Here is a 25,399-nt window from a genome sequence, read left to right as displayed (position 1 = left end):
GGCTTCGACATGTCGGATAATCGGATACCAGACAATGCGAACGTGCAAGAACACTCTTCTGAAGATGCAATGGAAACGAACGGCAAGATGACGCGCCGGAAGCTGCTCGCCTCCTTAGGCATAGCGGGCGCCGCTATTGCGTTTTCCGGGCCTGCCGCTTTGGGAAAAGCTGCTTCCGGACCTCCGGCTTGGGGAAGAACGTCTTCCCACGCATCGGTTACGGAAGCGGTTTATGGGGAGCCGGGCTGGGAGCCCGCTTGCCTGGAAAGCATTGCGGACCTGTTATCGATCGCGAGTCCGGAGGAATGCGTTTGTGTCTATGTAAAGTCTTATTACGCTGGAAATCATGTAGGCGGCGGTATGTTTGCGTGGAACGCGGCCAGCACAGAGACTGACAATGGCGTTACCGTTTTTTCGCCACCCGGTATCGCTACAGGAAGATGGGTGCGAGCGAATGATGAAGTCATTACGCCTTATCACGCGGGAGCGGTAGATAACACGGATGCAAGCGATGCGCTTGACCGCTTTGCGGATTTTGTGATGACGGATAATGGCAAGACGCAAATTCGGGTTGTCGGCAATTTTACGATTAGCAGACCGCTGGATTTTGACTGTACCGGACAAGCGTCTATTCATTGGGATCTGAAATTAAAAGCCTTGAATGCTATGCGTTACATGATCGCTTTGCGAGGTTCCAAGGTTGTCAGCTCGGGAGCGATTGAAGTTGTCGGGACGGGTACGATTGGTACGTTTAGCACCATGACGGTTGAATATGGCGTTGTACTAAACGGGGTGCAAAGTTCAAAGCTGCCAAAAATAAAAACAAGTCTAATGAAGTATTTCGGCATTGTAACGGATGAAAACGGCTTAATCGGCATTCCGGTTCAATCGCCCGCCTATCACAACAACACCTGCGTAGAGATTGACAGCATTTTGGCGAGGGATTGCGGTTGCAGTCAAATCGCGCCGTGGTCGAATAACAATACGTCCTATACGTACTCCAATCCTGTTCATACCGGTACGTCCGGAACGGCTAACCAACGAACGACCATCACAGTTTCCGGGCTTCCGTATGATAGTAACCTCATAACGAATCCTGTTTTTGCTGTTATTAATGGGATCACCTACAAAGTCGAAGCAACCGATTTTACAAACAAAACCGTCGCGTTATTCCCGTGGATGGAAACCGCAGAACCGACAAGCGGAGCCATTAAATTTATTTTCGGCGGCGCCTTGTTCAGTGTAGGACCAAATGCCGGGCCGACAAAAGTCGGTTTGATTGACGCGATTCGATGCGGTACGGGTGTGCTTGATGCAGCTTTATACGGTGTAAATGTGACTTCCATCACGACGCAATTTTGCGGCATCGGTTCTGCTGTCGGGTATTCGGGCTCATCCCTGTCACCGCAAACGAGCGCTTATATCGGATTTTACACAGAAGCGGTTTATCGAAACCTTGTATTTATAGGATCGGGTTCGTGCCAGATTTTGAACCGGTACGGTTCGTTTAATGGGGAGCCGTTCATCAATTGCGAGCGAATAGCGCCAAACAATCGAACCGGCGATTATGGCGCGTTTGCGGATACGATCGGTTGGAAACGCTTTTATATGCCGAATTCCCTCGATAATATGCTGGATGGCGCGTACTATAAGGGGAGAAGCAGAAACCAGGATTTATTAGGCGCATCGATATCGATTTCGCCAACAGGTGTCGTACCCAGGTTATATAAAAAAAATGCGTGGACGGTCAACTTGCTTAATGTTGAGATTGCAAATAAATACAAGGGCGTTGACGATGCCATGATCGGTTTCATTGGAACCGGCACGAACGGCGCGCCAACCGGGGCGTTTACGTTTAACCCGCCTTCCGGTTGGAAAGTAAATGGGGCAACAAGCGCATCGTTCAGCGGTTTCGGCGGGCCGGCAGTGTTTTTGTGTTATTGGGAAATAGCGGCTAAAAATATAATGGTTAGTCTGCTTTCGCAAAAAGCCGCCGCACAAAGCGACAGTACGGCAGCAGATGTGGATACATTAAAAAATGACTTCAATGCTCTTCTGTCAAAACTAAGAAATGCAGGATTGATGGCATAAGGCTGTCAGGCCGCAGCCTCCCGGAATGAGAAATTCCGGGAGGCTATTGGCGTTCGTCTTCCGGCGGTATTTAGGTAAGTTCCTGGGTACAGGCTCTTGTTTTGCGTATTCGGTCAGTTTCGATAAGCAATCGAGTAACGATTCCCTGCCTTAATCGCAACCTCGTATCGCCCATTGCCCGCCGACCGCACTTCGGCTTCCTCGCACGTTGGAGGCTCGGCACTCGTAAAAGTCAGCAGGCCGGTTCCATGAGTACTCTCTACATGTATCGCGGAGTGATCCATCTCGATATGTACTTGGCCTTTGCCTGTCGGTACCGTCCCTTTCATAAACGCAAGACCGCCGAGGTTTGGCTGAATCCGATAAGTCTGGTATTCGGGTGAACTCGGCGTTATACCAAGGAAATACTTGCCGAACAGATAGATCGGTCCGGCTCCCCAAGCATGACACAGGCTTTTGCCGAAGGTACCCCCGTACATTCCGAAGTGGGCGTCGTCCGCCAGGGACGGATCGTACTCCTCCCAGAACGTCGTCGCGCCCAGTTCGATCATGCCTCCCCAGTAGGATAGCACCTCCTGCCGTACATAGTCGTGCTGTCCGCTTTCGCACAGAACCGCCAGCTCATGAAATCGCATATACGGCGTTCTGATCTGTGGCACGCCGGGATTCAGCATGACGTTGCGGATCACACTATCGCGCTGCTCCAAGCTAAGGTAATCGTAGGTCAAGGCGAACATACTTGCATGCTTCGTCAGCGTAGACTGCGTGACGCCGTCAACGCGGTGGTGTAACAGCCCGCCTCTGCTGTCGTCCCAAAACAACCGAATGGTTTTTTCCTTGATCTCCTCTGCAAGTGTTACGTAAGAGGTGGACGCGGAGACGTTGCCCAGCTTCGCAGCTAACAAGCTCATGACTTCCAGGCTGCGAGCCAGCAAAATTTGGATGGTGCTGACAGCGCCGTTATTTTTGAAATCCGCCCAATCCACGAACACCCAATCCTGCTGCCTGCCTTCTAGCAGCCCCTCTTCATTGCGCTGCGCTAGGCAGAAGTCCATTAAGGTGACCGCGCGATCGTAATACTGCCGGATAAAATCAATATCACCCGTGTAAAGGTAATAGTCATACAGCGAAATGAACCAGTACAGCGAATAGTCCAAAATCGTGTTGAAGTGCATGACAAGAGGGTCTTTGCCTCTCAGGGCAATCAGCGTCCTCCTAGTAACATCCAGGTCGAAGAAACTGTAGTAGTTCATCAGAAACGCCTGATAGGCGTCGCCCGACCACACCCACCGGTCCCGCTTGATGCCATCGAGAAAGAATTCCCGCATGTTTAGATGCAGTGTATAGAGACTCATATTGTAAATCTCGTTCAGCTTGGGGTCTGAGCACTCAAAGGTACTTCTGTGGGTTACCGGCACGTATTCGTACAGCATGGATACATGGTCCCAGTTCACGGCGGTATCGGCATGAATCCAGACATACCGATAGGCCTTCGCGTCATTCAACGTATAGATACCGTCTACTGAGCTTCTAGCCGCTTCTCCGGCTTCGAAGCGGTCCAGGCTGTAACATTCTTCCGTTGAAAGAGCCTCTGCCATCGACTCGCCGTAGTAGATATTCACCATTCCTGAGCCTCTTAGGTTGTGGAAGCGCAAATAACCGAACGTTTCGCGGCCAAAATCGAGCAGCAGATGTCCTTCTTTCATTTCTTCGGACACCGGCTCCTGCGGTGTGAGCGCTAAACGGAACGCTGACGGCGGGCTGGAAGGTGAATCAAACGTCCAATTCCCCGCAGGTACCCAGTCGTTCTGATAGGAGGTCACTTCCCAGGATGAGTTAGTTCGGATGTTGGCGCCTTCGATGAACAGCGCAGGTACCTCGATATCGTTAAAGACGCTGACGTTGATTTCGTGTCTGCCCGCCGGCAGGGTGATGACAGCATCATCCGATCGGTCATTACCCTTTCCATCGACATAAAGGGAAAAGGAGCCTTCGGCCGCGACCGTTATCCGCTCTTCCTGCGGCAGATCGTACGTATAACGGAAGGTAACGTTAGAATAGTGGCGATCGAGCCGCCAGTAAGCCGGATATAGGACACCGCGTGATCTGCGCTTCACCGACATTTTTTCGTGCAACCGGATTTCGAAATCGCCCGGATACCATATCCAGGATGCGCTCATTGTTGCTGTATGCTGTGTCATGTGAAAACTGCCCCTTCGCTCTACACAAGTATTATTCTGGATCGCCGTACTTTCAGCAAGCGGCAGCCAACGCTCCCTAGATCAACCCCGATTTTTGCAGCAATCGCTGCACCATCACGGCGACCTCGGAGCGGGTCAGGTACGCTTGCGGGGCAAGCTGATTGCCCGAGCGTCCCGACACAATCCCGGCCTGCACGCTGTCGGCGGCTCCATTCCTCGCCCAGCGGGACAGCTCGCCGGCGTCTTCGAACGGCTGCAGCCGCGCATCCGCAGACTGGACCGGCAAGGAGTCCTTCAGCTTGGTGATGCCCATGGCGCTGGACATGACGACCATCGCTTGTTCCCTTGTGATCCTGTCATAAGGGCGGAAGGCGCCGTCGTCCGTTCCTTGCATCAGGTCGTAGGCATACGCGGTTTGCACGGCATCGCTGAACCAGTCGGCCGGGCTTACGTCCCGGAACGACGCGGAGCCGGATACCGGCTTCAACCCGAGTCCGCGAACGATGATTGCGGCGAATTCCGCTCTGGTCATGTCGCGGTCCGGGGCGAACAAGCCTTCCCCGATTCCTTGAACGATCATTCGCGATCCCATATCGGCAACCGCGTCTTTTCCCCAGTGACCGGACGTGTCCTCGAACGCCACTGGATGCCAGACAACGGTATACACGCTGTTCGTCAAGCTGTTGATTATGGCGTAATACTTGCCCGTATTGAGCTCGATCCGGGTCGGCACATGGCGAACAGTTCCGTCCGGGTCGATGACGACAGCGGTCGATATTTTAGCCGGGTCGGCATTCGCGGGCAGCGCGATCGTCCGTTCGACATAAGCGTTGAATTGCGCCACTTCCACCACAGAATTCCCGTAAGCGGCTTTTACCGAAAACTGAATCGGCGGCACGACGAGGGTGAACGCCCCGTCGTTCGCGATATCCCGGGCAACCCTCAGCATGTCATCCGCAGGCTCCGCGATTTCAATTTTGATCTTGATGTCCTGAAGCTGAGCGTCTGCTCCTAATTGCGCAGCTAACGCTTGAATGTTTACTTGTTCCGCAGGCAAGGAATACGTTGCCTGCGCGGTTTGGATTTTTACAATCGCCTGCTTCCGCTCCATATCCTGAATGGTTTGACCGGTCAATTCCCCAATCACGACATTTGACGGCGTTTCAACCGGAATGACGATGACAGCGCCCTCGGCTTCGGAAGCGAGCTGCTTCGCCAGCTTCTCGGGGTTCAGGGCAATCGTAGTGACCTGCTTCGCATCAACCGTCGTTGTGGTCGTAACTCCGGCTTTCGCCAGACGGCCGTTAACGAGGACGACGACATCCGTTTGCGATCCGGGAAGCGCCGTGCCCACAGGAAGCGTTGTCGGCTGCAACGGCGATGTCGGTGTCGCAGACGGCAACGGGGGGACGGGAGATGCCGTTGGACCGGCAGACTGTACCGTCACAACGCCGTGTACAACCTGATAACGATCGGTCAAGCTTTGCGCATTGCCGTTCGCTATTTGTACGTTGGCAAGCTGTACATCATAGCTGCCCGGCGCAGCGCCTTCTTTCACCTTGAAGACGGCGACCGCAACTTCCTTGTTGCCTTCTTCGATGCCCGAACCGAGGCTGCCGATGACGACTTTCCCGGTTTCGATACTGGAAATGACGCGGAAAGCCGCGGGAAGCCCTGCCCCTTTGCGGATTTCCGTGAGTTCAAGCGCGCTTGCCGAGTAAGCAAGCTGGAACTGAAACGCCGTCACGGCTCCGTCGCTTGCGAGCGTAACGGGGATGGCAACGGTACCACCGGACCTCCCCGAAGCACTTCCGGCGCCCAACTGCCGGAGGCTGGTATCGGCGTAAACGGCGCCCCAGGCAGTCAGCAGCAAGCAGAACGTGAGCAATGAGGGAATAAGCGATCTTCTGATAGTCATCCCCTTCATTAGTGCGCCACCAGCCTATTGGCCAGCAGCACCCAGTCGCCGACATCGATCGTATTTCCGGAATTCAACCAGGAGGCGAAGGCTTGTCTGGCTGTCGGCGTTTCTTTGAGCAAAATGTAATTGGCGAGCTTCTGCCAATCGAGCAGGTCGACAATGCCGTCGTCATTCGCATCGCCTTTGATGACGATATTCGGGATATCGATGGTCTTGACCGCTTCATTGCCAACCGTGTCCTTCACAAATACCGTATACATGCCTTTCTTCACGGCGATGAAGGAAGGCGTAATCAACGGTGTGCCGACAGTGCGCATTTCTTCCAGCGTTTTCTCGCCGATGGCCCATTTCATTTCGGCAATGCTGCTTCCCGTTCCGTCACCGGCGACAGACACCGCTACCGTTTCCGCGAAGTCCGTCGTCGATGCCGTCAGGGTGATAGTTGGCGCGATCGTATCCTGAACGGTCACTGTTGTCGTTGCATTAGCGAGCGATTGGGTAACTCCAAACTCATTCGAGACGATAATATTCGACAAATTGATTGCAGTCGTCGACCCGTACGGCAGGCCGGCTTTAATTGTAAAGGCAAAGCTGCCCAAGGCAGCAGGGAGATTTACACTTGGCACGGAGCCGTTTGCTTCGGAACCGATTAGGACGCGGTATTTGTTCTGCGCCTCCACGTAGTTTATCTGAATGTGCGAGCCCGCATCGGGCGCTGCCAGCTTCAAAGCCGCTTCGTCGAATGTCATGTCGAATTCAATTGCATGAATTTGCGTCAGATCCGCCGCATCCTTCACGAGGGAAAGCGGCACAAGTACTTCATCGCCCGCATTGCCTGACTGATTGGGCATCGCCAGCGTGGGCGCAGTTCCTTCTGTCGGCGACCCGGCGGCAATTACCTGCACGAGAACCGGTTCGGATACGACTGTCGTCCCATCAAGAGTCACTTCTGCGTGAATATTCGCTTCGCCCAGCGAGAGAGCGGTCACCACGCCATTCCCTTCAATGCTCGCGACAAGCGGATCGCTTGTAACGTAGCGGAGGGATGCGCCAACCAGATTGGCCGCTTTGCCGTTCGCGAGCACGCCTTCCAATCCAAGCGCGGCGGTGCCGCCCAAAGGAAGCGCCGGCTCGTAAGTGGCGATCGACACGCTCTGCAGCTTGACTGGAATCCGGTAAATGTCTTTGCCGGACAAGGAATAGTAAGCGCTGCCGTCTTTGCCGAGCGCGAGGGCATTCGCTTTCGGAGCAAGTTGGTTGGACTCCAGCGTCTCCGGATCGATGACCGTAATTGCATTCCCGATTGTCGAATAAATGTAACCGTCTTCGCCGAAGTACAGCTCAAAAGGCTTCCAGCTTCCCGCATTGTCAAGAATCGATGAATAAAGCGTCCGGCTTTTGACCACGTCCAGCGTAACAGGATCAAGCGCGAATATTGCGCTTCCCGTCGCTCCCCACACAAGTCCGTCCGGGCCGATCGTCAGATCGCCGATCATGGGCGGCTTGTGTCCCGGAAGATCAAGCGTTCGCTCGAATAACTTCCTTTCCCCCGCCACATCCCATACGAAAAGCTTCGCTTGCGACTCTGTCGGTTCGATGCCTAACCCGCCAGCGATGGATGTGCTTCCGTACAATTTGCCGTCATGATAAGCAAGCCCCGTTATACTTTGGTTATAAACCAACTCGGAGTTGTCGTATTCCTTCCAACTGTCTGCCACGGCATCGTATATAGTTAGCTTTCCTCCCAAACGCCCGTAATCGGGAATCGTGCCGATAAACAGTCTGTTGTCTCCAGACTCGAACACATACACCCGGTCCTGTTCCTCGATATCATACGCTCGATACGGATTATATCCGGCCGCCACTCCGTACTCCCATGGCAATGCAGGATCGTATTCTAATATTTGGGCTCCTCCGTACGTGCCGAAGTATACTTTGCTATTCAAGAAGCCCATGCTATCCGCCTGCCCCGTATGATATTGATGAACAAGGAAGCTCCTCAACTCCGGATCGTATATGCTTATTGCCGAATGGTAGCCGCCGAGATACAGCTTTCCGTCCGGACCGGATTTCAGGGAATGGGTTTGCACCGGAGCGCCTTCTATTTCCAGGTTCACTTTCACGGATTGGCCGTTGACGGGATCGAACAGGAACGATTCTCCGAACGCCGTGACGCCCGAAAGCAGCGATTTCCCGGCAAATTCCCCCGCCGTTGGCTGGACCCAGCCAAGCGTCCTCATACCCGACGTCGTTCCCAAAGGCGGCAACGTGCCTACCTCTTGACTGACGTCCGTATCCATGTTGAAGCTGTAGACTTTGTTGCTGCTTGTGAAATAGATCGTATCCGGATGGTCTGGTGAAGGCGGTGAAACCAAGTTTCCGTTGCTGTATTCGCCCACAGGTTCGAATGTTTGCTCGTCAAGCACGTACAATGATCCGGATATAACGAACAATTTGCCGCCATAGGCGTGCACGTTATAAATAAACGTGTCTGTCGACGGGACGACAATGTTCATTTTGTTTCCTGTTTGCCGATCGTAGCGAACGATGAACCTCGGCTCCGTGCCATCGTATGTCCCAAGGCTGGCATACACGAATCGATCCGTTACTCCGATTCCGCGCACATAATCTTTTCCTTGCATCATGGTGCCCAAATCCCTGAATGTTTTGGTTTGCGTGTCGTATTCAAATATTTTCGCTTGTGGATATACCGATCCGTACAAGTAACGTCCGTCCGACGTCGCTTCGATATCCCAGACAAAACGGCCTGATGGGTTAATACCAAGATCGGCTATTTTTCGTTCGCTCGGAGAGTACCGGAACAGCCGCCCGGTTTCCGAACTGGCGAAGTAGACGCTGCCATCAGGCGAGAACGTCATCCCCCACACGATGTTTGCTCCCGGAACCTGTTGCGAGAATCGTTTCTCGCCCGTCATAGCATCCAGCGCATAAAAGGTACCCGGCTCGCCGTTCGCAAAAAAGTACGATTCCGGCGTACCGTCTGCGCCGATTCCAACGATTGCCGATTGACCAAGCTTATTCAGCACCGCATCCGGGATCGTCTGGACGGTTCCGAATTGTTCTAGGGCTGGAAGCTCCTCTACTTTCTCCAAAGAAAGGTCATCAAAATAACAAATGCACGACGTGACTGCTCCCGAATAAGGCATCAGCCGCACCCCAGCCGCACCTTCCGGCATAATTCCTTCCACGATGGCTTTCACCCATTGCCCCGACGTAGTCCCGCTCGTCCACGGTGTCGCGTAGCTGTGATGCAAGCCCTCAGAATTTACAAACTGCATATAAAAAGTGGCGTTACCCAGCTCAACGTTCACATACGCCTCTCCGCGGAAGCGGTCGCCGGGTTCCGCAGGAATAATAATGCTGTACGCTCCGCCATTTTGCGTCGGACCGTTGTCATCCACCCTCAAGCTGTACTGACCGCTTTGATATACAACGTTCGATATCGTGGCGCTTCCTTGCCGGACGGGCAGCCATCCGGGAATTGTCCCGCCAACCAATCCTTGTTCAAATCCGGGATTTTCAATCAGATTCGTTTTTGCCGGCGTTTGAGCGGCAACTCCCAATCCCGAGAACATGACCGTCACCAGCAACATGATGAGAAAACCGGCTAAACTCTTCTTTTTCATGGCATTCCTCTCCGTTTCAATTTATTATGCTGTCTTCTTTCCGCGAGAATGACGACTATCATAGCTTTGACCAGCATTGTATCCGCTTTCATTTTGTCATTGACAGATACATCTTGTGGCAGCACGAGTTAAATGGGGTTCAAGACCAGATCATTTGGTTTCAGTCGATTCACCTCGTATAGAAATTTATTTGGTACCCAGACTTTCCACTTCCTCTTTTATTAGTGTATATATTTATGTTATAATATGTACACTAATTGATTGTTTTTTCTGGAAACCAGTTGGGTTCATTATATTATCGCGAAATATGGCTGTCAAACAATTTTGTGTACATCAATATTTATTTATAAATGTACACCACATTTAATATGTCATTTTCCTAACACCTTTCTTTTGCCGCCATTCCATCAACCTTCGCTTCTGGGTTGATGAACGAATCGTGGTAAAATGGGGGGACACGATTACCACATGGGAGAGTTGAGTCATGAAGCCGAAACCGACAAACGAGCAATTCCGCAAGGAACTGGAACATATGGTGCAAACGCTGCGAGATGAAATCGCCAACGGCACGTTCGGACCGGGCCAATTGTTGCCTTCCGAGCCCTCGCAGGCGGAACGTTTCGGCCTTAGCAACAAATCGGTGCGCAAAGGACTGGATATGCTGGTCGAAGAGGGGCTCATCGAGAAAATCCCCCGTATCGGCAGCCGGGTGAAAGCCGCCCGCCAGCCCGTCGTGCTGACGTTAGGCTGCTATCTGACGGATATGCTCAATCTGGAGCTTGCCGGATTGTTGGACGAGTTTCAGCGACGCTACTCTTGGATTACGGTGCAGGCAAAGCCTCATCCTCAATTGGCGTATGTCGAGGATGAGATGGAATGGTTGAAACGCTCAGACTTACTCATGCTGAACGACAACCATTTCGTCAAAATGGTCGAGAACGGCCAGCATTCGCTGCTGCTCCCCGTTTCGGCAAATCCGGATGTGTATCCTTTTTTGACGAATCAGTTCATTCATGACGGGCAATTGTACGTGCAGCCGCTTCTGTTTTCTCCGGTCGTGCTCTGCTACAACAAGCGCCACTTCCGCGAGTTGAACTTGCCCGAGCCGGACGGGAGCTGGACGTGGGATGATCTTGTCCGAAGCGCGGTCAAATTATCGAACGGCAAAGGAAGATTCGGTTTTTGCTTCGATATTACGAACACCAACCGGTGGCCGCTATTTTTGCTGCAATCCGGCGTTCGCTTGGCACGGGAAGAAGGGGGAGGCTGGAATATCCGGGATAACGTGCTGCTGTCGGCCTTGAGGCTGTGCAAGAGCATCGTCCGCAACCAGGAGCTGTTTCCCTTTTTCATTGCCGAGAGCAACGACGACATAAACCGAATGTTTCTGGAAGGCAAGCTGTCGATGATCCTGAACACATATATGGGGTTAAATGCATGGAAGCATGCCGATCTGGAGTATGATGTGTCGCCTATTCCATTTATTGGAACACCGTTGACACTTGCATTCGTTGAAGGCATCGGTATCAATAAGCATTCCGCCCATCCGGAGGAAGCGCGCCTACTGGTGGATTTCATGAGCTCGCAGCATGCGCAAGGCTATATTCGTAAACATACGCTCAGCCTTCCCAGTCTGCAGATCGTGAACGCAAGCTCCGTCTCCAAGTCGATTTCCGTTCCTAGCCGGTATATGCTGTATCGGGAAATGATGTTTTCGTACCGAATGCACAGCGATTTGAACATTCCGCTGGCGAAATACGGGCCGATTAGTTATCTGTTGAAGGCATATTGGGCGAATCTGATCGACGAAGACGAACTCTGTGACCGGATTTGCCAGGAGTTGTCCACTCCATGAGCGGACGAAGGCCGCCATTCGCGAACTGTCTTTAAAACATAAAAACGCGTATATCCTTTTGCCAAGGATATGCGCGTTTTTATTTTGCGAGGGATAGTGGCGAGAAGAAGTCTCTATTCCGGCTTCTCCTCCTGGCGCTGCATGGCGACGTAATGTGACGGCGGATATCCCATAATCCGCGAGAACGCTTTGCTGAACGACTGCAGCGTTTCGTAATTGAGCCTTGCGGCCGCCTGCTTGACCGAGAGGTTGCCGTATTTGAGCAGCTCCAGCGCTTTTTCCACTTTCTTTTGATTGATGTAGCGCTGCAGCGTCATGCCTGTTTTATCCTTGAACGTATGCGACAGGTAAGTGTAGCTGTAGCCGAGCTCGTCCGCGATCGACCGGATGCTCTTGATCTCGAAAATATGGTTCTCGATGTAACGGATGACCGAATATACCGTATAACCGACCGAATGCGTCGATTTTTGCGGCGCGTACCGCGATACCTTGCCGCTTTTCTCCGTGAAGGCGCGATAGGAGAGAACGATAATTTCCTCCAGGTAGTTCTTGATCATGATGCGCGAGAACGGCTTCTGCGAATAAAACTCGTCGATGTTCCGCAGGAGAGGAATCATGAGGCTGTGCGTATCCTTCGAATGATGGTAGGGCGCCGACTGCAGGAATGCAAGAATGTCCCGGAATTCCTCATCCGCTTTCTCGTTAAAGCTGAAGCCCACGTAAACGAAGCGGAGCATGCTGGACGCATCCGTTTGGATTGCATGCATATGGCCGACATTATTGAAAATAATGTCGCCTTCGCCGACCTCTATACGCGTATCGTCGATATGGAAATAGCCGCTGCCGGATACGATGTAGCTCAGCTCAAGACAAATTTGCCTATGCGATGGTATTTCGTGACCGCATTCGCAGCAAATTTCCCCAATCTGATACAGATCGATGCCGCCGTACGTCTCCTGACCCTTCGCAAATACATTGTCGAAATGAAAAAGACAGCCTGCATGACCTTTTTCTTTCATGATGTCTCCGCTTCCACCCGTTTTCGAAAATTGTATCAGATTTAGTTAACTTATTAAACATATGATAGTTGATTTCCTGTAGCTGCCTCTTCTTCCGACTCATTTAATTTGATGTTCAAGCCGAGAGCAATAGCTACTTTAATCAATGTATCCGCTCTTGGAATTTGTGAATTATTTTCTAAACGAGCTACCTGTGCTTGAGTAAGTCCGGCTTTTTTAGCAACTTCGTCTTGTGTCCACCCAAGCATTTTACGTCGTCTAACGATATCCGATACCATGTGAGCAAGTTGACGAATCGTTTCGGTCTCTAGCGTATCTTCTCCAATTTCCTTCATAAAATCATCGAATTTCATCGTAATTCCTCCTCTTCTTAAATGACATCAATAATGTGCTTCGCAATTTCCTCCGGTGGGAAAGTGCCCTCTAACTTGATACGCTCTATACAAATAGTGTATTTGATTCAATACGATCCTTGCTTCCTTGATTCCTTTATCCTTTCGTTGTTTGAGATCACGGAGCCAATCCTTCAGTTCTGAGTTTCTTAACTTATCTTCATAAATTTCAACTTCATACACAGCTAGATTAGCTCCTTCATATTTATATCTATCTCTGGAATGAAATATGCCGATTATGATATAAAATATATCGTAATCGGCATATATTTACAAGAACTCCGCCATATCCTTAATAGCTAGAAACATCACGGAAGCAAGTTCTAACCGCCTGGCAGCGTCGACGAGGCCTGCAGGCGGTTAGCTTTCGTTTTTTATGTGGTGTTTAATGTGCGATTTTCATAAAATAGGCGAAAGCAATCTCGAGACGGATTCTTTAATCCGAATCATCCGGGATCTTTGCAGGTATTGCTCCAGCGTAAGCAGACGGCAGTCTTCAATGTCTTTGTGGAATACGCGCGTCAGCCTGCTTGCGAATTCTTTGTCATACAAAAAAGCATTCACCTCAAAGTTCAATTTGAAGCTTCTGACATCGATATTGGCCGTACCTACGGATGAAATTTCCTCGTCTACGACAATCGTTTTGGCATGAATAAATCCTTTGTCATAAATATAAACGTTGGCTCCCGTCTTTAGCATCTCGCCGATATGGGATAAGGTCGCCCAGTATACAAAGGGATGATCCGGTTTGTTCGGGACCATAATATTCACTTCTACGCCGGACATGGAAGCGATTCTGAGAGCATCCAAATAACTCGCATCCGGGATAAAGTAGGGGGTCTGGATGGAGACCGATTTTTTGGCCGCCATTATCATTTTGATATAGCCGATCTTGATGTTCTCCAGCTCCGAGTCGGGACCGCTGGTCACGATCTGCATGCCGATGTTCCCCGTAGATTCCGCATGGGGGAAGTAATCGGGGTCGTACGTAATGTCATCGGCGGAAGCTTGATTCCAATCCAGAATGAACCTTGTCTGCAGCGCAAAGACGGCTGTGCCTACCATTCGCAGATGAGTATCCCGCCAATAGCCGAATTTTTTGCTCAGCCCCAAGTACTCGTCGCCGACGTTAAACCCGCCTGTATATCCGATTTTTCCGTCGATGATGACCATTTTTCGATGATTGCGATAATTCAGCCTGAGGTTGATCAGTCGAAAGCGGGACGGGAAAAAGACGGCCACTTCGCCTCCAGCCTCGCGAAATGCCTTGAAAAACCGTTTCGTTAATGTTCTTGAACCCATTTCGTCATATAAAACTTTAACCTTAACGCCGTTTCTGGCTCTTTCGGTTAATGCCTCAACCAGCTTTTTCCCGATCGAATCTTTCTTAAGAATATAGTATTGAACATGAATATGTTCCTTCGCTTCGCGGATATCCCGCAATAGCCGGCCAAATTTCTCTTCGCCTTCGACGAGCAGCTCGACCTGATTGTCCTCGGTATAGATCGCATGATTGTTGAAGGCATGCAAATGAATTAAATCCATATGGTCCGCAGCCGCATCGTTAACCACGCGAAACTGTCCCAAGTGCAGCAGACTGTTTTGCGTCTTCGATAATCTCGCGATTTCGCTCTTCCCGAAATCTTTCCACTTGAACAGCTTGGAGCGGGATAAATTTTGCGCAAACAGCAAATAGACCACAAAACCGAGCAGCGGAATAAAAAATAAGACGAGCAGCCATGCCCAAGTAGTGCCGATGTCCCTTCTCTCAAGAAATACGACAACCAAGGCAAGCATAATGTTTAGAAAAAGGATGACGCTCAGCAGTACATTGTATACAACCATAGATGCAATCCTCCCGTTACTGCTTCCAGTCCAAAATTCCGGATCACTTTAAGCACCGCGCACAGCGGGTCGTTATGTGTCGGCAGTCAACCGCACATTCCATTCAGCTGCCGGCGTGAAAAGATTTACCGTCAATGGAATATGCTGCATCCCCGGGGCCAACAGCATTATACCATTCAACCCATGTTAACTCTATAGCAATTTTACTATATAACCTGGAGAACGGGCATGCGAAAAAAGACCCCCAATCCGCAGGAAGCGGTTTGGAGGTCTGCCGTCGTATCGGGCAAGCGCAGGATAGCGCTGCCGATTTTCGATATTAAGCTTTAGGCAGCTCGACCCATTGATAAGGCGTCTTCATTGCTTGAAGGCCGTATTCGATAATCGTAATGATCGCGATCGTTTCGGCCGGCTCGACCGCAGCTTCGCCCGTTTCGAAAAAGCGCGCCAAATCTTTGATGAAAGCCCCGAAAAAGTCGGATTCCGCTTTCAGCAGAGACGATTTGCCGGATTCGTAGCCTACCGTCAGGCTGAAGCCGCTGTCTCCGAAATGATGGATCGTCGCGGTTCTGCCGCCGGAAAATCCGATCAGCAGAGCCGTGGAGCGTTCCGTGCCGATAAACATGACGCGCTCCGCTTCGCTGCCCATCAGCGCGACGATCGGCTCGATTTGATGGATCGAGTAATTTTCGTATTTCCCCGGACCTGCGCTGCTGATCGTATCGATCCCTTGCTTCTCGGCCCCGGCGTACTCGGCGGCATAACGGAGAGCGGAAGACGAATACAGCGGCGTACCATGCTTGGCTGCCGTATCGAATAAGAGCTGCGCCGTTCGCCTGTCGGGCGCGAACGTTTTGTCGACATAAGTCGGCTTGCCCGATTGGAGGGGCAGCATGGCGAGCTCCTCATGATATTCCGGATGATCGGGCGACAGCACGATTAAATAATCGCTTTTGGCCACGACCTCTTCAATGGAGCCGAGCAGCTCGATGCCTTTGTTCCTGCACCAGGTTGCATTATCGAGACCGTTCTGCGAATCGACTTTGCCGTAGGCGTAAGCAACTTGCATCTCGCCGCCTGTTGCCTGATCGATCCACTCGGGATATTTGTTTGCATGCCACTCGTCCAGAAAATAATCGATAAATCCGATTTTCTTCATTCGTATCGTCCTCCGGCTCTAATCGAGCGAAATTTCCGCGCGCTGCTCGGAAGAATCGTAGATCGCTTGAATGATTTGCGAGGAAAGAATGACGGTATCGATATGGGAAGCCGCCTTCTCGCCGGTACGCACGCACTTCAGGAAGGCGTCGATCTCGTTCTGGAACATGTCGGTTGTTGTGAATTTTGGCGTCGTTTCAAGCAATGCGCCGTCTTTGGCGCTATATATTTTAAAGTCCTTGCCGTACTGCAGGCGAATCCCCGCTTTGTCGCCGAGGAAGTCGATGTACATTTCGTCGACGCCGATATTTTGCGCCCATGCGCCGTTGACGGTGATTGTCGGACCTTCCGTACGGATCATCGCGGTGACGAAATCGTCCACGTCGTATGTACCGTTATAATTCGGCGGACCCGCCCACATGTTGACGTACGTATAATTTTCCATGTCGGTTCCCAGCTTGCTGTAGGCTTGGCCGGTAACCGTCTTCGGCTTCGGATCGCCCGAGCAGTACATGACGACATCGAGGAAATGCACGCCCCAGTCGATCAGCGCGCCGCCGCCGGCGATGGCCTTCGTCGTAAATGCGCCGCCCAGCCCCGGAATGGAACGCTGCGAGCGGAAGCTGATATAAACGTGGTAAAGCTCGCCCAGCTCGCCGTTCTGGATCATTTTCTTGATCATGTTGACGCCTGTATTGAAACGGTTTACGACGCCGATGTTAAGCACCTTGCCGGTTTCGTGCTGCACCTTCTGCATTTCGAGCGCTTCCGCATACGTTCTTGCCGCCGGCTTTTCGCAAAGCACGTTTTTGCCTGCGCGCAAAGCGTCGATCGTGATCGAGGCGTGAACGTTGTTCGGCGTACAGATCGAAACCGCTTCGATTTCGGGATCGTTCAGGACTACGCGATAATCCTCGACCGCTTCGCCGCAGCCATAGTCTTTCACGGCTTTCTCGGCTCTTTCCTTAATAATATCGCAAAAATATTTGATCTCCGCATCCGGATTTCCCAAGTAAGACTTGATGTGTGCGCTGTTGGCGATCGTGCCGCAGCCGATAATCGCTACTTTGATTTTACTCATTGCTAGTCCCTCCCAAATAAGTGTAGGCAAGTTCATTGTATTCCTTTGAGTGTCAAATAAACAATAGATAAGTTCAACTTTGCGCTTATCCCAATTTGTCTTTTGTGGACGGGAGTCCGGTCAGCTTCTCGGCGCCCAAAGCATGATGGAGACGCCTGCGATGCAGACCGCAGCTCCGATCCAGTCGTACAGATCCGGCGTTTTTTTGTCTACGAGCCAGCCCCACAGAACGGCAAGCAATATAAAAACGCCGCCGTAAGCGGCATACACTCTGCCGAAGGACGGAAATTTTTGCAGCGTCGCAATGATTCCGTAGGCAATCAGAATAATGCCGCCTACGAGTCCGTACCAGCTTGGCTTGGACTCCCGCAGCCACAGCCAAATCAAGTACCCTCCGCCGATTTCCGCCAGACCCGCGGCAATAAACAATAGTGCGGCTGTCACCATCTTTCATCGTTCCTCTCCAGTAATGCGTTAAGATGACCTTACGAAACTCGTACCCGAATGTAAAGAGCAAGGTTGTACGCGATGCAACAATCCGCCTCTAAAGACCGGGACAGCAACTAATGGGTGGTTCGCAACAAGACGGCGTCCGATTTAGCCGAACTGGGTCGGATTTCCATCCGATGATGCTTTCCTAAAAGGTTAATTAATCGTTTATCCTTGTGATAAACTTAGTTGGTTATCCGGCGGCTTGCGCCCCAAAATCATTCGCTCGGAAAAGGACGAAAAAAATAATTTTCTTTATTATTCTCTACCTCTTTAGCATTTTCCACACACGTTAAACCCTTGCGCCGAAGGGCTTTTTTGCAAAATCTATTTGCTTTATACGAAATAGCCAAGCGAAATGAAAACGCTTCGTTTACAGAAGCTGAAAGCGTTTTTACAATGGAGACTGTACCGGTGACAGACAACCGGACAACCGGAACACACCGGTACGAAATTGGGAACGATATCAAAAGGGAGGACAAAAAAATGTCGAACAAGAAAAAACACCTGGCTGTACTTTCCGCGGTGACACTGGTCGCGTCGTTCGTTGCCGGCTGCGGCGGCGGAAGCGGAACAAAAGAGAATACGGGATCGTCTTCATCGCCGTCTCCGGCAGCATCCGCATCCGCTTCTCCTACAAAGAACATCGGCGATACGGGGGGCCTCAAGCTGCCAATCGTCGACAAACCGACAACCTTGTCGATTATGGTGGTTGCTGACAATACGAACCTGAATGATTCGACGGTTATTAAGGAAATTGAGAAGCGTACGGGAATCAAGCTTGATGTGCAAGCGTATTCGGCCCAAACGTATAATGATAAATTGAAAATCGTGGTCGCTTCCGGCAAGCTTCCAGACATTTTCCACGGTTTGACGCTGAACGAAGCCAACAAAATGGGCCTTCAAGGAGCGCTTGAGCCGATCAACAAGCATCTGAACGATTTGCCTAACTTCAAAAAGCTGTACGTCGACAATGCGGAAAACAGCTGGGTCATGAAGTCGTACTCGGATGACAAAAACAACATCTATACTTGGCCGATTTACGGCTTGCAGCGCGATGTCAACCACGGCTTCCTGTACCGCAAAGACATTTTAGACAAGCTGGGCATCAAGGAATGGACAAATACCGATGAGTTCTACGATGCGCTGAAGAAGCTGAAGGAAGCGTATCCGCAATCGTTCCCGTATGCATCCAAAACGAAGGAAAACATTTTCGTCGACTGGGCGTACGGCTGGGGAATCGGCAGCGCAAGCTTCCCGGCTTACTATGACGAGAAAGCCAAAACGTGGAAGCTTCAGTATTCGCAGTCTGAATATAAAGCGATGCTCGACTTTATGAAGAAGCTGTATAACGAAGGTCTAATCGATCCTGAATTTATTACGGATACCGACGCTTCCTGGACAGCCAAAATGACGACAGACAAATCATTCGTAACCTTCGACTGGATCGGACGATTGGAGCAGTTCGCGAACCAGGTCAAATCGCAAAATCCGACGTACGACCTGCGCTACGCCAATCCGGTAGGCCCGACAGGAAACATTCGTTCGCTTCCGAAGGTCGACAACTTCAGTATCGTTGTGGCGAACAATGACAAGAAAGAGGCCGCTCTGAAGCTGCTTGATTACTTGGCCAGTCCGTCTGGCGCCTCACTCATTACAATGGGGATCGAAGGCGAAACGTACAACCTCGTGGACGGCAAACCGGTGTATCCGGAGCTGAAGGATGCCCCGAACGTCGACATCAAGACGCTTGAACAGAAATACGGCATGTGGGTGCAAGGGATGTATCTCCGTCCGGACAAACGCAGCGTATACTACAAATTCTCGGAGAGAGAGCAAGAAGCGCAAGACAAGATCAACAAAGCGAAGAAATTTGAAGCGGCCGATCCGGTCCTGAAATTCTCCGATGATGAAACGAAAACGATCGCAGAACTCCGCGCAACGATTTTGAAAGCGGCAAACGAGTTCTCCACTAAGTATGTCATGAAGAAAGAGTTTGGCGACGCGCAATGGGAAGAGTGGAAGCAAACGGTTGAGAAACTGGGTGCGGCGAAGTACATTGAAGCCTTCAATTCGGCTCAGAAACGTTTCGACGAAGCGAAATAAAGACAGCATAACCGCGTTATACCGGCGGCACCCGGGTGAAGTCGATTCGGGTGCCCTTCTCTTTCATCATTCAGAGCATACAACTATGGCGATTGCGCCTTGTTTCGGTAAACGCGCTCGGCAGCCGAGCCGTTCAGGCGTTTATCCTCGCATTCGGAGGGATAACTTATGCAAACAACACATTCGAAGATGAGCCCGCTGCCGAACGCAGGCAAGCCTCGTTCCGGGATTTCTTCGTTATGGAAAAATATAAGGCGCGACAGGCAACTGCTTATTTTGTTTATACCTTGTATTGTGTTCTACGCCTTGTTCCGGTACGGACCAATCTACGGGCTGATTATCGCTTTCAAGGACTATAGCGTTTACGAAGGTATCTTGGGCAGCAAATGGGTCGGCCTTGAGCATTTTAGGCGGTTTTTCGATAGTCCGGATTTCTGGTTGCTGTTCAAAAACACGTTCCTGCTGGGCTTATTTACGCTCTTGTGGGCGTTCCCGTTCCCGATCATCTTTGCCGTTCTGTTGAACGAAGTACGCAATATCAAGTTCAAGAAAACGGTGCAAACGTTCAGCTATTTGCCGGCTTTCTTGTCGGTCGTTATCGTCTGCAGTATGGTGATCGATTTCTTGTCGCCGACGAACGGCCTGATCAATACGGCGTTAAAAGCGATGGGTTTCGAGGGCATTTACTTCCTAGCTGCGCCGGAATGGTTCCGAACCGTCTTCATTTCCTCGGAAATTTGGCAGCATATGGGCTATGAAGCGATTATTTACCTCGCAGCGATCGCAGGCATCGATCCGACTTTGTACGAAGCGGCCAAGGTGGACGGTGCGAAGCGCTGGCATATGATGCGATATATTACGCTTCCAAGCATCATGCCGACGATTTTGATCCTGTTCATTATCAAGAGCGGCTCCGTCTTCCGGATCGGTTACGAGAAGGTGCTTCTGCTTTATAACCCGATGACCTATGAAGTGGCGGACGTATTCTCGACCTATGTGTACCGGAAAGGCTTGCTGGAAACGAACTACAGTTACGCGTCGGCGGTAGGCTTGTTCGAAGCGTCAATCGCTCTTGTTATGCTGCTCATTTCTAATGCGATCAGCAAGAAGGCGGGAGGGAAAGGACTATGGTAAGAAGAGGCTCGCTAAATAAACGGTTCACCTTCTTTGATTTCTTGCTCACTGTGGTGCTGGGCCTGGTTGCGATCGTAACGGTTTATCCGGTTGTATATATCGTCGCGGTATCGTTCAGCGATACGGCGTACATTGTGCAAAATAAAGTGTATTTATGGCCGAGAGGCTTTAATCTCGATGCATACAAGCAAATTTTGGAAAGCCCGAAAATTCCGCGGGCCTATTGGAACACGATCCTGTATACAACGGTCGGGACGTTTATTAACCTCCTGATGACGGCGGTAGCGGCGTATCCATTGTCGCGTACAGGCTTCGTCGGCAGAAAGTTTTTCATGGTGGCGATCGTGCTGACGATGTTCCTGAACGGCGGCATTATTCCGACCTTCCTTATCGTACAGAAGCTGAACTTGATCGATTCGATCTGGGCGATCGTGCTGCCGAATGCGATCTGGACGGTCGAACTGCTCATCATCAAGAGCTTCTACGAAAACATGTCGCCTTCGCTGCGCGAATCTGCGGTGATGGACGGAGCGTCCGAATACAGGGTGCTGTTCAATATCGTCATCCCGCTGTCCAAGCCGGCGCTTGCGTCGATCGGCCTATTCTATTTCATGGGTCACTGGAACAGCTTCTTCATCCCGATGATTTATTTGAACGATACCAAGCTTTATCCGCTGCAGGTCGTGCTTCGCGATATGCTGCTCTTCGATACGAACAAGCAGGCGGGGGCGATCGAACAGGCGCTGCTTGCGCCGCAAGCGTTGAAGAATGCGACCATTTTTATCTCGATGGTTCCGGTGCTGCTCATCTATCCGTTCGCTCAGAAATATTTTGCTCAAGGCATTATGCTAGGCTCCGAAAAGGGATAATTCCTCCGTTTGTCGAAAGTATATGGAGTACGGATAGGTTTTGCCGTTGCTTTCATAGGGGGTAAGCGTTGATGACAGCTATGAGATGGATCGCAAACAGGGGCTTCCTCAAAATTTTTACGGCTTTGCTGCTGATTGTCATCATCATGTTCGTTTCCAATTACATGGTGTACAAAAAATCGATTTCGGGCATCTACGATCAGGTCAGCGAAAACAATAAGCTAGTCGTCAGAAATATGATTCGTATTTTTGATGAAAGCTTTACCGATATCGCTAACATTATCGATACCATCCAAAAGCTGCCTTATATGACTTGGACAGCGACCGGCGCGAACTCCGGCGCGGATGATTTGCACGAAATGTATTTGATGAAACGTTCGATGGGTGAGATTGTCCCTCGAATCGACTATATCGAAGAGGTAGTCGTCTTCAACCCAAATTCAGAACTTGCCGTTACGACAGCCGGGACCATTCATCTGAAAGATCTGTTCCGGCTGAAGTTCAACAATCAGATGTACAACTCCGAATTTTGGATGTCCTATGGGCGCAGTTTGCACTCGTCGAAAATATTTCCTTCGCAGTGGTACGGCCAGTGGAACAGCGAGACGGGAGCGGTCAACCAAAATTTGCGGAAGCTTCTTGTCATGTCGAACGGCACTCAGCTGTACAATCTTAACGTTCTTGTTTTTCTGGACGTGGATAAGCTGCTGCAGCACGTCAACCAAACGGCGATGATGCAGGGGACTTCGCTGGTCATGCTCGACAAGGAGCGCAACGTCATCCTAAGCACGGAGGAATCGCTGGATCTCGTTAACGTACTAAGCGAGCTAAGCGGCAAGCCGGGGGAATCGACGCTCAAAAAGACAGGGTATGAGTATAACATCTACGAAACGGACTATTACACTTTTATCAACAAAGTGCCGTATCAATTCGCCGATTTGAACCCGGTAAGCGAGGCGAACCGCCGGATCATCATGATCGCCATCGGCTTCGCCGTCGTTCTTTCGGGCGTGCTCAGTCTATATTTGTATAAGCCGATGCGGATCATCTTCAAGCAGATGGGCGGCAGAGACCCGCGGGAAATCGACTTTCGGGTAATCAGCGCGGGCATCGTCAAATTGAAGGAAGAGAACGAGGCATACAAAGCCAGGCTGGACGAGGCTGACGCGGATATGGCGAGGAACGCGTTCTTCGATACGCTCGCGAATCGCGCGCAATCGCGGGGGGCGGAGCTTCGGATGAGGCGGATGATCGCGGAAGATTTCAAACAGCCTTATTTTGTGCTGACAGCGCTTCATTTCAAGCCTGAGGGGAATGGCGAGCAGGACGTTCCTTTTGAGACCGACCGCGCGCTCGAATCGATCCGCACCGGCTTGCAGGAGCAGGGTGGGCAAGTAACCGCGTTTCAAATCGGACAGGATACGATTATGGCGATGATCGGTATCGGCTCGTCTGCGGAGCGGGAGCATGCGGTCAAGCGGCTTCGCGGCTTCGTAAAGCTCGCGGAGAGTAACGTTTGGAGCGGATTTTCGCTTCTTGCGGCAGTAAGCCGGATGTATCCGTCCAAAATCGAAAATTTCCGCAAGGCTTATCGCGATGTGACGGAAGGCCTTATTTACCGCAATGTCGGTTCCAATGAGACGGTAGTCGACATCCAGGCCATCCGGTATACGTGGCGGGTGTATTTTCCGCTCGACGAGATCGAGAAGCTGACCCACTTCCTGGCTAGCGGCAACACGCAGGAATGCGGCCGGATCATCGACGACATTTTCGCCAAAAACGCGGAACGGCGCATCCACCATCATCAAATGGTACCTATTGCCAAAATGATGTTCTATGATATGATAAAGCTGCTTGAAGCGGGCGAAGCCGATCCCAAGGATATTCTCGCGCTGGAGACGGCATTTACCCGGAAGACGGAGAGCGCTTTCGGACATGAAGACATGCGAGAGGCGCTTACCCAGGCAATGAAGATGATTGCGGAGAGCGGCAAGCGGGAAGTCAAAAGCAAGCTGAATGCGGCGTCCGTTACCCGGTATATCGATCTTCATTATATGGAAAATTTGCATTTGGACCATATGGCGGAGCAGATGGAGACGAGCCCGAAATATTTCTCGAATTATTTCAAGAAAACGTTCGGCGTGAACTTTGTCGATTACGTCAATAAAGTACGATTGTCCCACGCAAAGGAACTGCTGAAACATACGGATATGTCCATCGCCGACATCGGGGAAAAAATCGGTTATTTAAATTCGTCCACTTTCACGACCACATTCAAAAAATATTACGGCATATCGCCGAGCGAATTCCGCCGAAACCTGACAGGCGATTATTTGCAATCCGGAGGGAACACGAAATGAAAGCGATTATTGCCCGTAACAAGGCTATTCATACCATGGAGATAAAAGAGCCCGAGCTGCTGCCGGGCCATGTGCTCATTCGTACCGAATATACGGCGGTAAGCCCGGGCACCGAGATGACGGCGGTCAGAAATTCGACGGACATTCCGGCCCAGCTGGGGTACAGCGCCGTCGGCATCATCGAGCGGGTATCCGACGAAGTGGCGGACATAAGGAAGGTCGGGCAGCGCGTCGCATGTTACGGCGGCCCCTATGTCCGGCATGCGGAGCTGCTCGGCGTTCCGGCCAACCTGACAGCGCCCGTTCCGGATCATGTGAGATCTGAGGATGCCGCCTTTGCGGGGCTTGGCGCCATTGCGATTCACGCTTTGCGTACCGCCGATTTGCGTTTCGGTGAGATCGCCGTCATTGTCGGACTCGGCATCCTCGGAAACCTGACGGCTCAAATCGCGGCCGCAGCCTCTTATCCGGTTATCGGCTACGATATGAATGCTTACCGTGCGTCGCTTCTGGGTCAGTGCGGAATCAAGCATGCGTATGCGGAACAGCAAAAAGTAGAGGACGCGATTGCAAGCTTGAGCGACGGCTTCGGCGCGGACAGCGTTCTGCTTTGCGCCAGCGGGAACGGCGAGGCGATGTTCAACAACGCGTTCGAATGGATCCGCGACCGCGGCAAAGTCGTCGTAGTCGGCGATGTGACGACCGAGTTTTCGCGCGCCAAAATGTTCAAGAAGGAAGCGCAGGTGCTGATTTCGCGGGCCGGCGGCCCCGGCCGTTACGATGCGGGCTACGAGCGCGAAAACCGCGACTATCCGATGGGCTTCGTCCGCTGGACCGAAGGACGGAACATCCGCGAATATATTCGGCTGCTGGATGAGAAACGGATCAATTTCGATTCGCTGATCAGCGGCATCTTTAACGCCGAGGATGCGCAAAAGGCGTATGACGAGCATATGACGTCGGCTTCGACGGCGATGGGTACGTTGTTCAAGTTTTCGCCGAAATAAGCGCAGTGAGGACCGTTAGAAGTTTGGAGTCCAGATCACATGATTTCAAGAGCGGTTGAAAGCTCCAACCCACTACCTCTCACACGCGCAAACATATAGCCGAGCACCAAAGGACCGTCCGTGATTTCCGGACGGTTTTTCTTATTGGATAGGAAATGTTGCGATGCGAATGCTTTCCCGAACAATAGAATTATAAACATAAAGCAGGGCAGGAAAGGAAAATC

At 51.3% G+C, this 25,399-nt stretch carries 16 protein-coding genes; 7 read left to right on the top strand and 9 right to left on the bottom strand.

Annotated features, from left to right (window positions below; genetic code table 11):
- Positions 1 to 9 precede the first annotated feature (9 nt).
- Positions 10 to 2,091, top strand: coding sequence for a hypothetical protein (locus DQG23_RS11705; protein WP_113031019.1), 2,082 nt, complete (start codon positions 10 to 12; stop codon positions 2,089 to 2,091).
- Positions 2,092 to 2,204: 113 nt separating this feature from the next.
- On the opposite strand, the gene DQG23_RS11700 is transcribed toward DQG23_RS11705, so the two are convergent.
- From DQG23_RS11700 to DQG23_RS11690, 3 genes are all read right to left on the bottom strand, one after another.
- Positions 2,205 to 4,292: an alpha-L-rhamnosidase-related protein gene (locus DQG23_RS11700; protein WP_113031018.1), complete on the bottom strand. Its 2,088-nt coding sequence runs from the start codon at positions 4,290 to 4,292 to the stop codon at positions 2,205 to 2,207.
- A gap of 76 nt (positions 4,293 to 4,368) precedes the next feature.
- Positions 4,369 to 6,219 (bottom strand): S-layer homology domain-containing protein, encoded by a 1,851-nt coding sequence (locus tag DQG23_RS11695; protein WP_113031017.1) that lies wholly within the window; start codon positions 6,217 to 6,219, stop codon positions 4,369 to 4,371.
- Positions 6,219 to 9,860, bottom strand: coding sequence for a carbohydrate binding domain-containing protein (locus tag DQG23_RS11690; protein ID WP_113031016.1), 3,642 nt, complete (start codon positions 9,858 to 9,860; stop codon positions 6,219 to 6,221). Before DQG23_RS11690 ends, DQG23_RS11695 begins: the two co-directional genes overlap by 1 nt.
- 484 nt (positions 9,861 to 10,344) lie before the next feature.
- Here DQG23_RS11690 and DQG23_RS11685 point away from each other — a divergent pair, with 484 nt between their 5' ends.
- Positions 10,345 to 11,715 (top strand): extracellular solute-binding protein, encoded by a 1,371-nt coding sequence (locus tag DQG23_RS11685; RefSeq protein WP_113031015.1) that lies wholly within the window; start codon positions 10,345 to 10,347, stop codon positions 11,713 to 11,715.
- Between the two features lie 113 nt (positions 11,716 to 11,828).
- On the opposite strand, the gene DQG23_RS11680 is transcribed toward DQG23_RS11685, so the two are convergent.
- The 6 genes from DQG23_RS11680 to DQG23_RS11650 form a co-directional block, all read right to left on the bottom strand.
- The gene (locus DQG23_RS11680; RefSeq protein WP_113031014.1) at positions 11,829 to 12,734 is read right to left on the bottom strand and encodes an AraC family transcriptional regulator; all 906 of its coding nucleotides are present in this window, start codon (positions 12,732 to 12,734) and stop codon (positions 11,829 to 11,831) included.
- Between the two features lie 53 nt (positions 12,735 to 12,787).
- Positions 12,788 to 13,087, bottom strand: a complete 300-nt coding sequence (locus tag DQG23_RS11675; RefSeq protein WP_113031013.1) for a helix-turn-helix domain-containing protein — start codon at positions 13,085 to 13,087, stop codon at positions 12,788 to 12,790.
- A 438-nt stretch (positions 13,088 to 13,525) separates the two neighbouring features.
- A complete protein-coding gene (cls, locus tag DQG23_RS11665) occupies positions 13,526 to 14,971 on the bottom strand; it encodes a cardiolipin synthase (protein ID WP_113031011.1) in 1,446 nt (481 codons plus the stop codon).
- Between the two features lie 319 nt (positions 14,972 to 15,290).
- The gene (locus DQG23_RS11660) at positions 15,291 to 16,130 is read right to left on the bottom strand and encodes a Gfo/Idh/MocA family oxidoreductase (RefSeq protein WP_113031010.1); all 840 of its coding nucleotides are present in this window, start codon (positions 16,128 to 16,130) and stop codon (positions 15,291 to 15,293) included.
- A gap of 18 nt (positions 16,131 to 16,148) precedes the next feature.
- The gene (locus tag DQG23_RS11655) at positions 16,149 to 17,210 is read right to left on the bottom strand and encodes a Gfo/Idh/MocA family protein (RefSeq protein ID WP_113031009.1); all 1,062 of its coding nucleotides are present in this window, start codon (positions 17,208 to 17,210) and stop codon (positions 16,149 to 16,151) included.
- A 120-nt stretch (positions 17,211 to 17,330) separates the two neighbouring features.
- Complete coding sequence (locus tag DQG23_RS11650) at positions 17,331 to 17,657, bottom strand: YnfA family protein (protein WP_113031008.1); 327 nt, start codon at positions 17,655 to 17,657, stop codon at positions 17,331 to 17,333.
- Positions 17,658 to 18,185: 528 nt separating this feature from the next.
- Between DQG23_RS11650 and DQG23_RS11645 the strand changes: the two genes are divergently transcribed.
- The 5 genes from DQG23_RS11645 to DQG23_RS11625 all read left to right on the top strand — a co-directional run bounded on the left by DQG23_RS11645 (position 18,186) and on the right by DQG23_RS11625 (position 25,175).
- The gene (locus DQG23_RS11645; protein ID WP_113031098.1) at positions 18,186 to 19,805 is read left to right on the top strand and encodes an extracellular solute-binding protein; all 1,620 of its coding nucleotides are present in this window, start codon (positions 18,186 to 18,188) and stop codon (positions 19,803 to 19,805) included.
- A gap of 189 nt (positions 19,806 to 19,994) precedes the next feature.
- Positions 19,995 to 20,939 carry an ABC transporter permease gene (locus DQG23_RS11640; protein ID WP_238177858.1) on the top strand — a complete coding sequence of 315 codons (945 nt, stop codon included), beginning with the start codon at positions 19,995 to 19,997 and terminating at the stop codon, positions 20,937 to 20,939.
- Positions 20,933 to 21,808 carry a carbohydrate ABC transporter permease gene (locus tag DQG23_RS11635; protein WP_113031006.1) on the top strand — a complete coding sequence of 292 codons (876 nt, stop codon included), beginning with the start codon at positions 20,933 to 20,935 and terminating at the stop codon, positions 21,806 to 21,808. Before DQG23_RS11640 ends, DQG23_RS11635 begins: the two co-directional genes overlap by 7 nt.
- A gap of 71 nt (positions 21,809 to 21,879) precedes the next feature.
- The gene (locus DQG23_RS11630; protein ID WP_113031005.1) at positions 21,880 to 24,168 is read left to right on the top strand and encodes a helix-turn-helix transcriptional regulator; all 2,289 of its coding nucleotides are present in this window, start codon (positions 21,880 to 21,882) and stop codon (positions 24,166 to 24,168) included.
- Positions 24,165 to 25,175, top strand: coding sequence for a zinc-dependent alcohol dehydrogenase (locus tag DQG23_RS11625; protein WP_113031004.1), 1,011 nt, complete (start codon positions 24,165 to 24,167; stop codon positions 25,173 to 25,175). The genes DQG23_RS11630 and DQG23_RS11625 overlap by 4 nt, the downstream gene beginning before the upstream one ends.
- The last annotated feature ends 224 nt before the right edge of the window (positions 25,176 to 25,399 follow it).

Source organism: Paenibacillus contaminans, assembly GCF_003285015.1.
GTDB lineage: Bacteria > Bacillota > Bacilli > Paenibacillales > NBRC-103111 > Paenibacillus_V > Paenibacillus_V contaminans.
Note: the sequence above shows the minus strand (reverse complement) of the source record. Positions and strands in the feature narration are given on the sequence as shown.

Coding starts and splice junctions, on each gene's coding strand:
- DQG23_RS11630 (WP_113031005.1), top strand. CDS start 21,880: ATGACAGCTATGAGATGGATCGCAAACAGGGGCTTCCTCAAAATTTTT.
- DQG23_RS11635 (WP_113031006.1), top strand. CDS start 20,933: ATGGTAAGAAGAGGCTCGCTAAATAAACGGTTCACCTTCTTTGATTTC.
- DQG23_RS11675 (WP_113031013.1), bottom strand. CDS start 13,087: ATGAAATTCGATGATTTTATGAAGGAAATTGGAGAAGATACGCTAGAG.
- DQG23_RS11640 (WP_238177858.1), top strand. CDS start 19,995: ATGAGCCCGCTGCCGAACGCAGGCAAGCCTCGTTCCGGGATTTCTTCG.
- DQG23_RS11655 (WP_113031009.1), bottom strand. CDS start 17,210: ATGAGTAAAATCAAAGTAGCGATTATCGGCTGCGGCACGATCGCCAAC.
- DQG23_RS11700 (WP_113031018.1), bottom strand. CDS start 4,292: ATGACACAGCATACAGCAACAATGAGCGCATCCTGGATATGGTATCCG.
- DQG23_RS11685 (WP_113031015.1), top strand. CDS start 10,345: ATGAAGCCGAAACCGACAAACGAGCAATTCCGCAAGGAACTGGAACAT.
- DQG23_RS11690 (WP_113031016.1), bottom strand. CDS start 9,860: ATGAAAAAGAAGAGTTTAGCCGGTTTTCTCATCATGTTGCTGGTGACG.
- DQG23_RS11695 (WP_113031017.1), bottom strand. CDS start 6,219: ATGAAGGGGATGACTATCAGAAGATCGCTTATTCCCTCATTGCTCACG.
- DQG23_RS11625 (WP_113031004.1), top strand. CDS start 24,165: ATGAAAGCGATTATTGCCCGTAACAAGGCTATTCATACCATGGAGATA.
- DQG23_RS11660 (WP_113031010.1), bottom strand. CDS start 16,130: ATGAAGAAAATCGGATTTATCGATTATTTTCTGGACGAGTGGCATGCA.
- DQG23_RS11650 (WP_113031008.1), bottom strand. CDS start 17,657: ATGGTGACAGCCGCACTATTGTTTATTGCCGCGGGTCTGGCGGAAATC.
- DQG23_RS11705 (WP_113031019.1), top strand. CDS start 10: ATGTCGGATAATCGGATACCAGACAATGCGAACGTGCAAGAACACTCT.
- DQG23_RS11645 (WP_113031098.1), top strand. CDS start 18,186: ATGTCGAACAAGAAAAAACACCTGGCTGTACTTTCCGCGGTGACACTG.
- cls (WP_113031011.1), bottom strand. CDS start 14,971: ATGGTTGTATACAATGTACTGCTGAGCGTCATCCTTTTTCTAAACATT.
- DQG23_RS11680 (WP_113031014.1), bottom strand. CDS start 12,734: ATGAAAGAAAAAGGTCATGCAGGCTGTCTTTTTCATTTCGACAATGTA.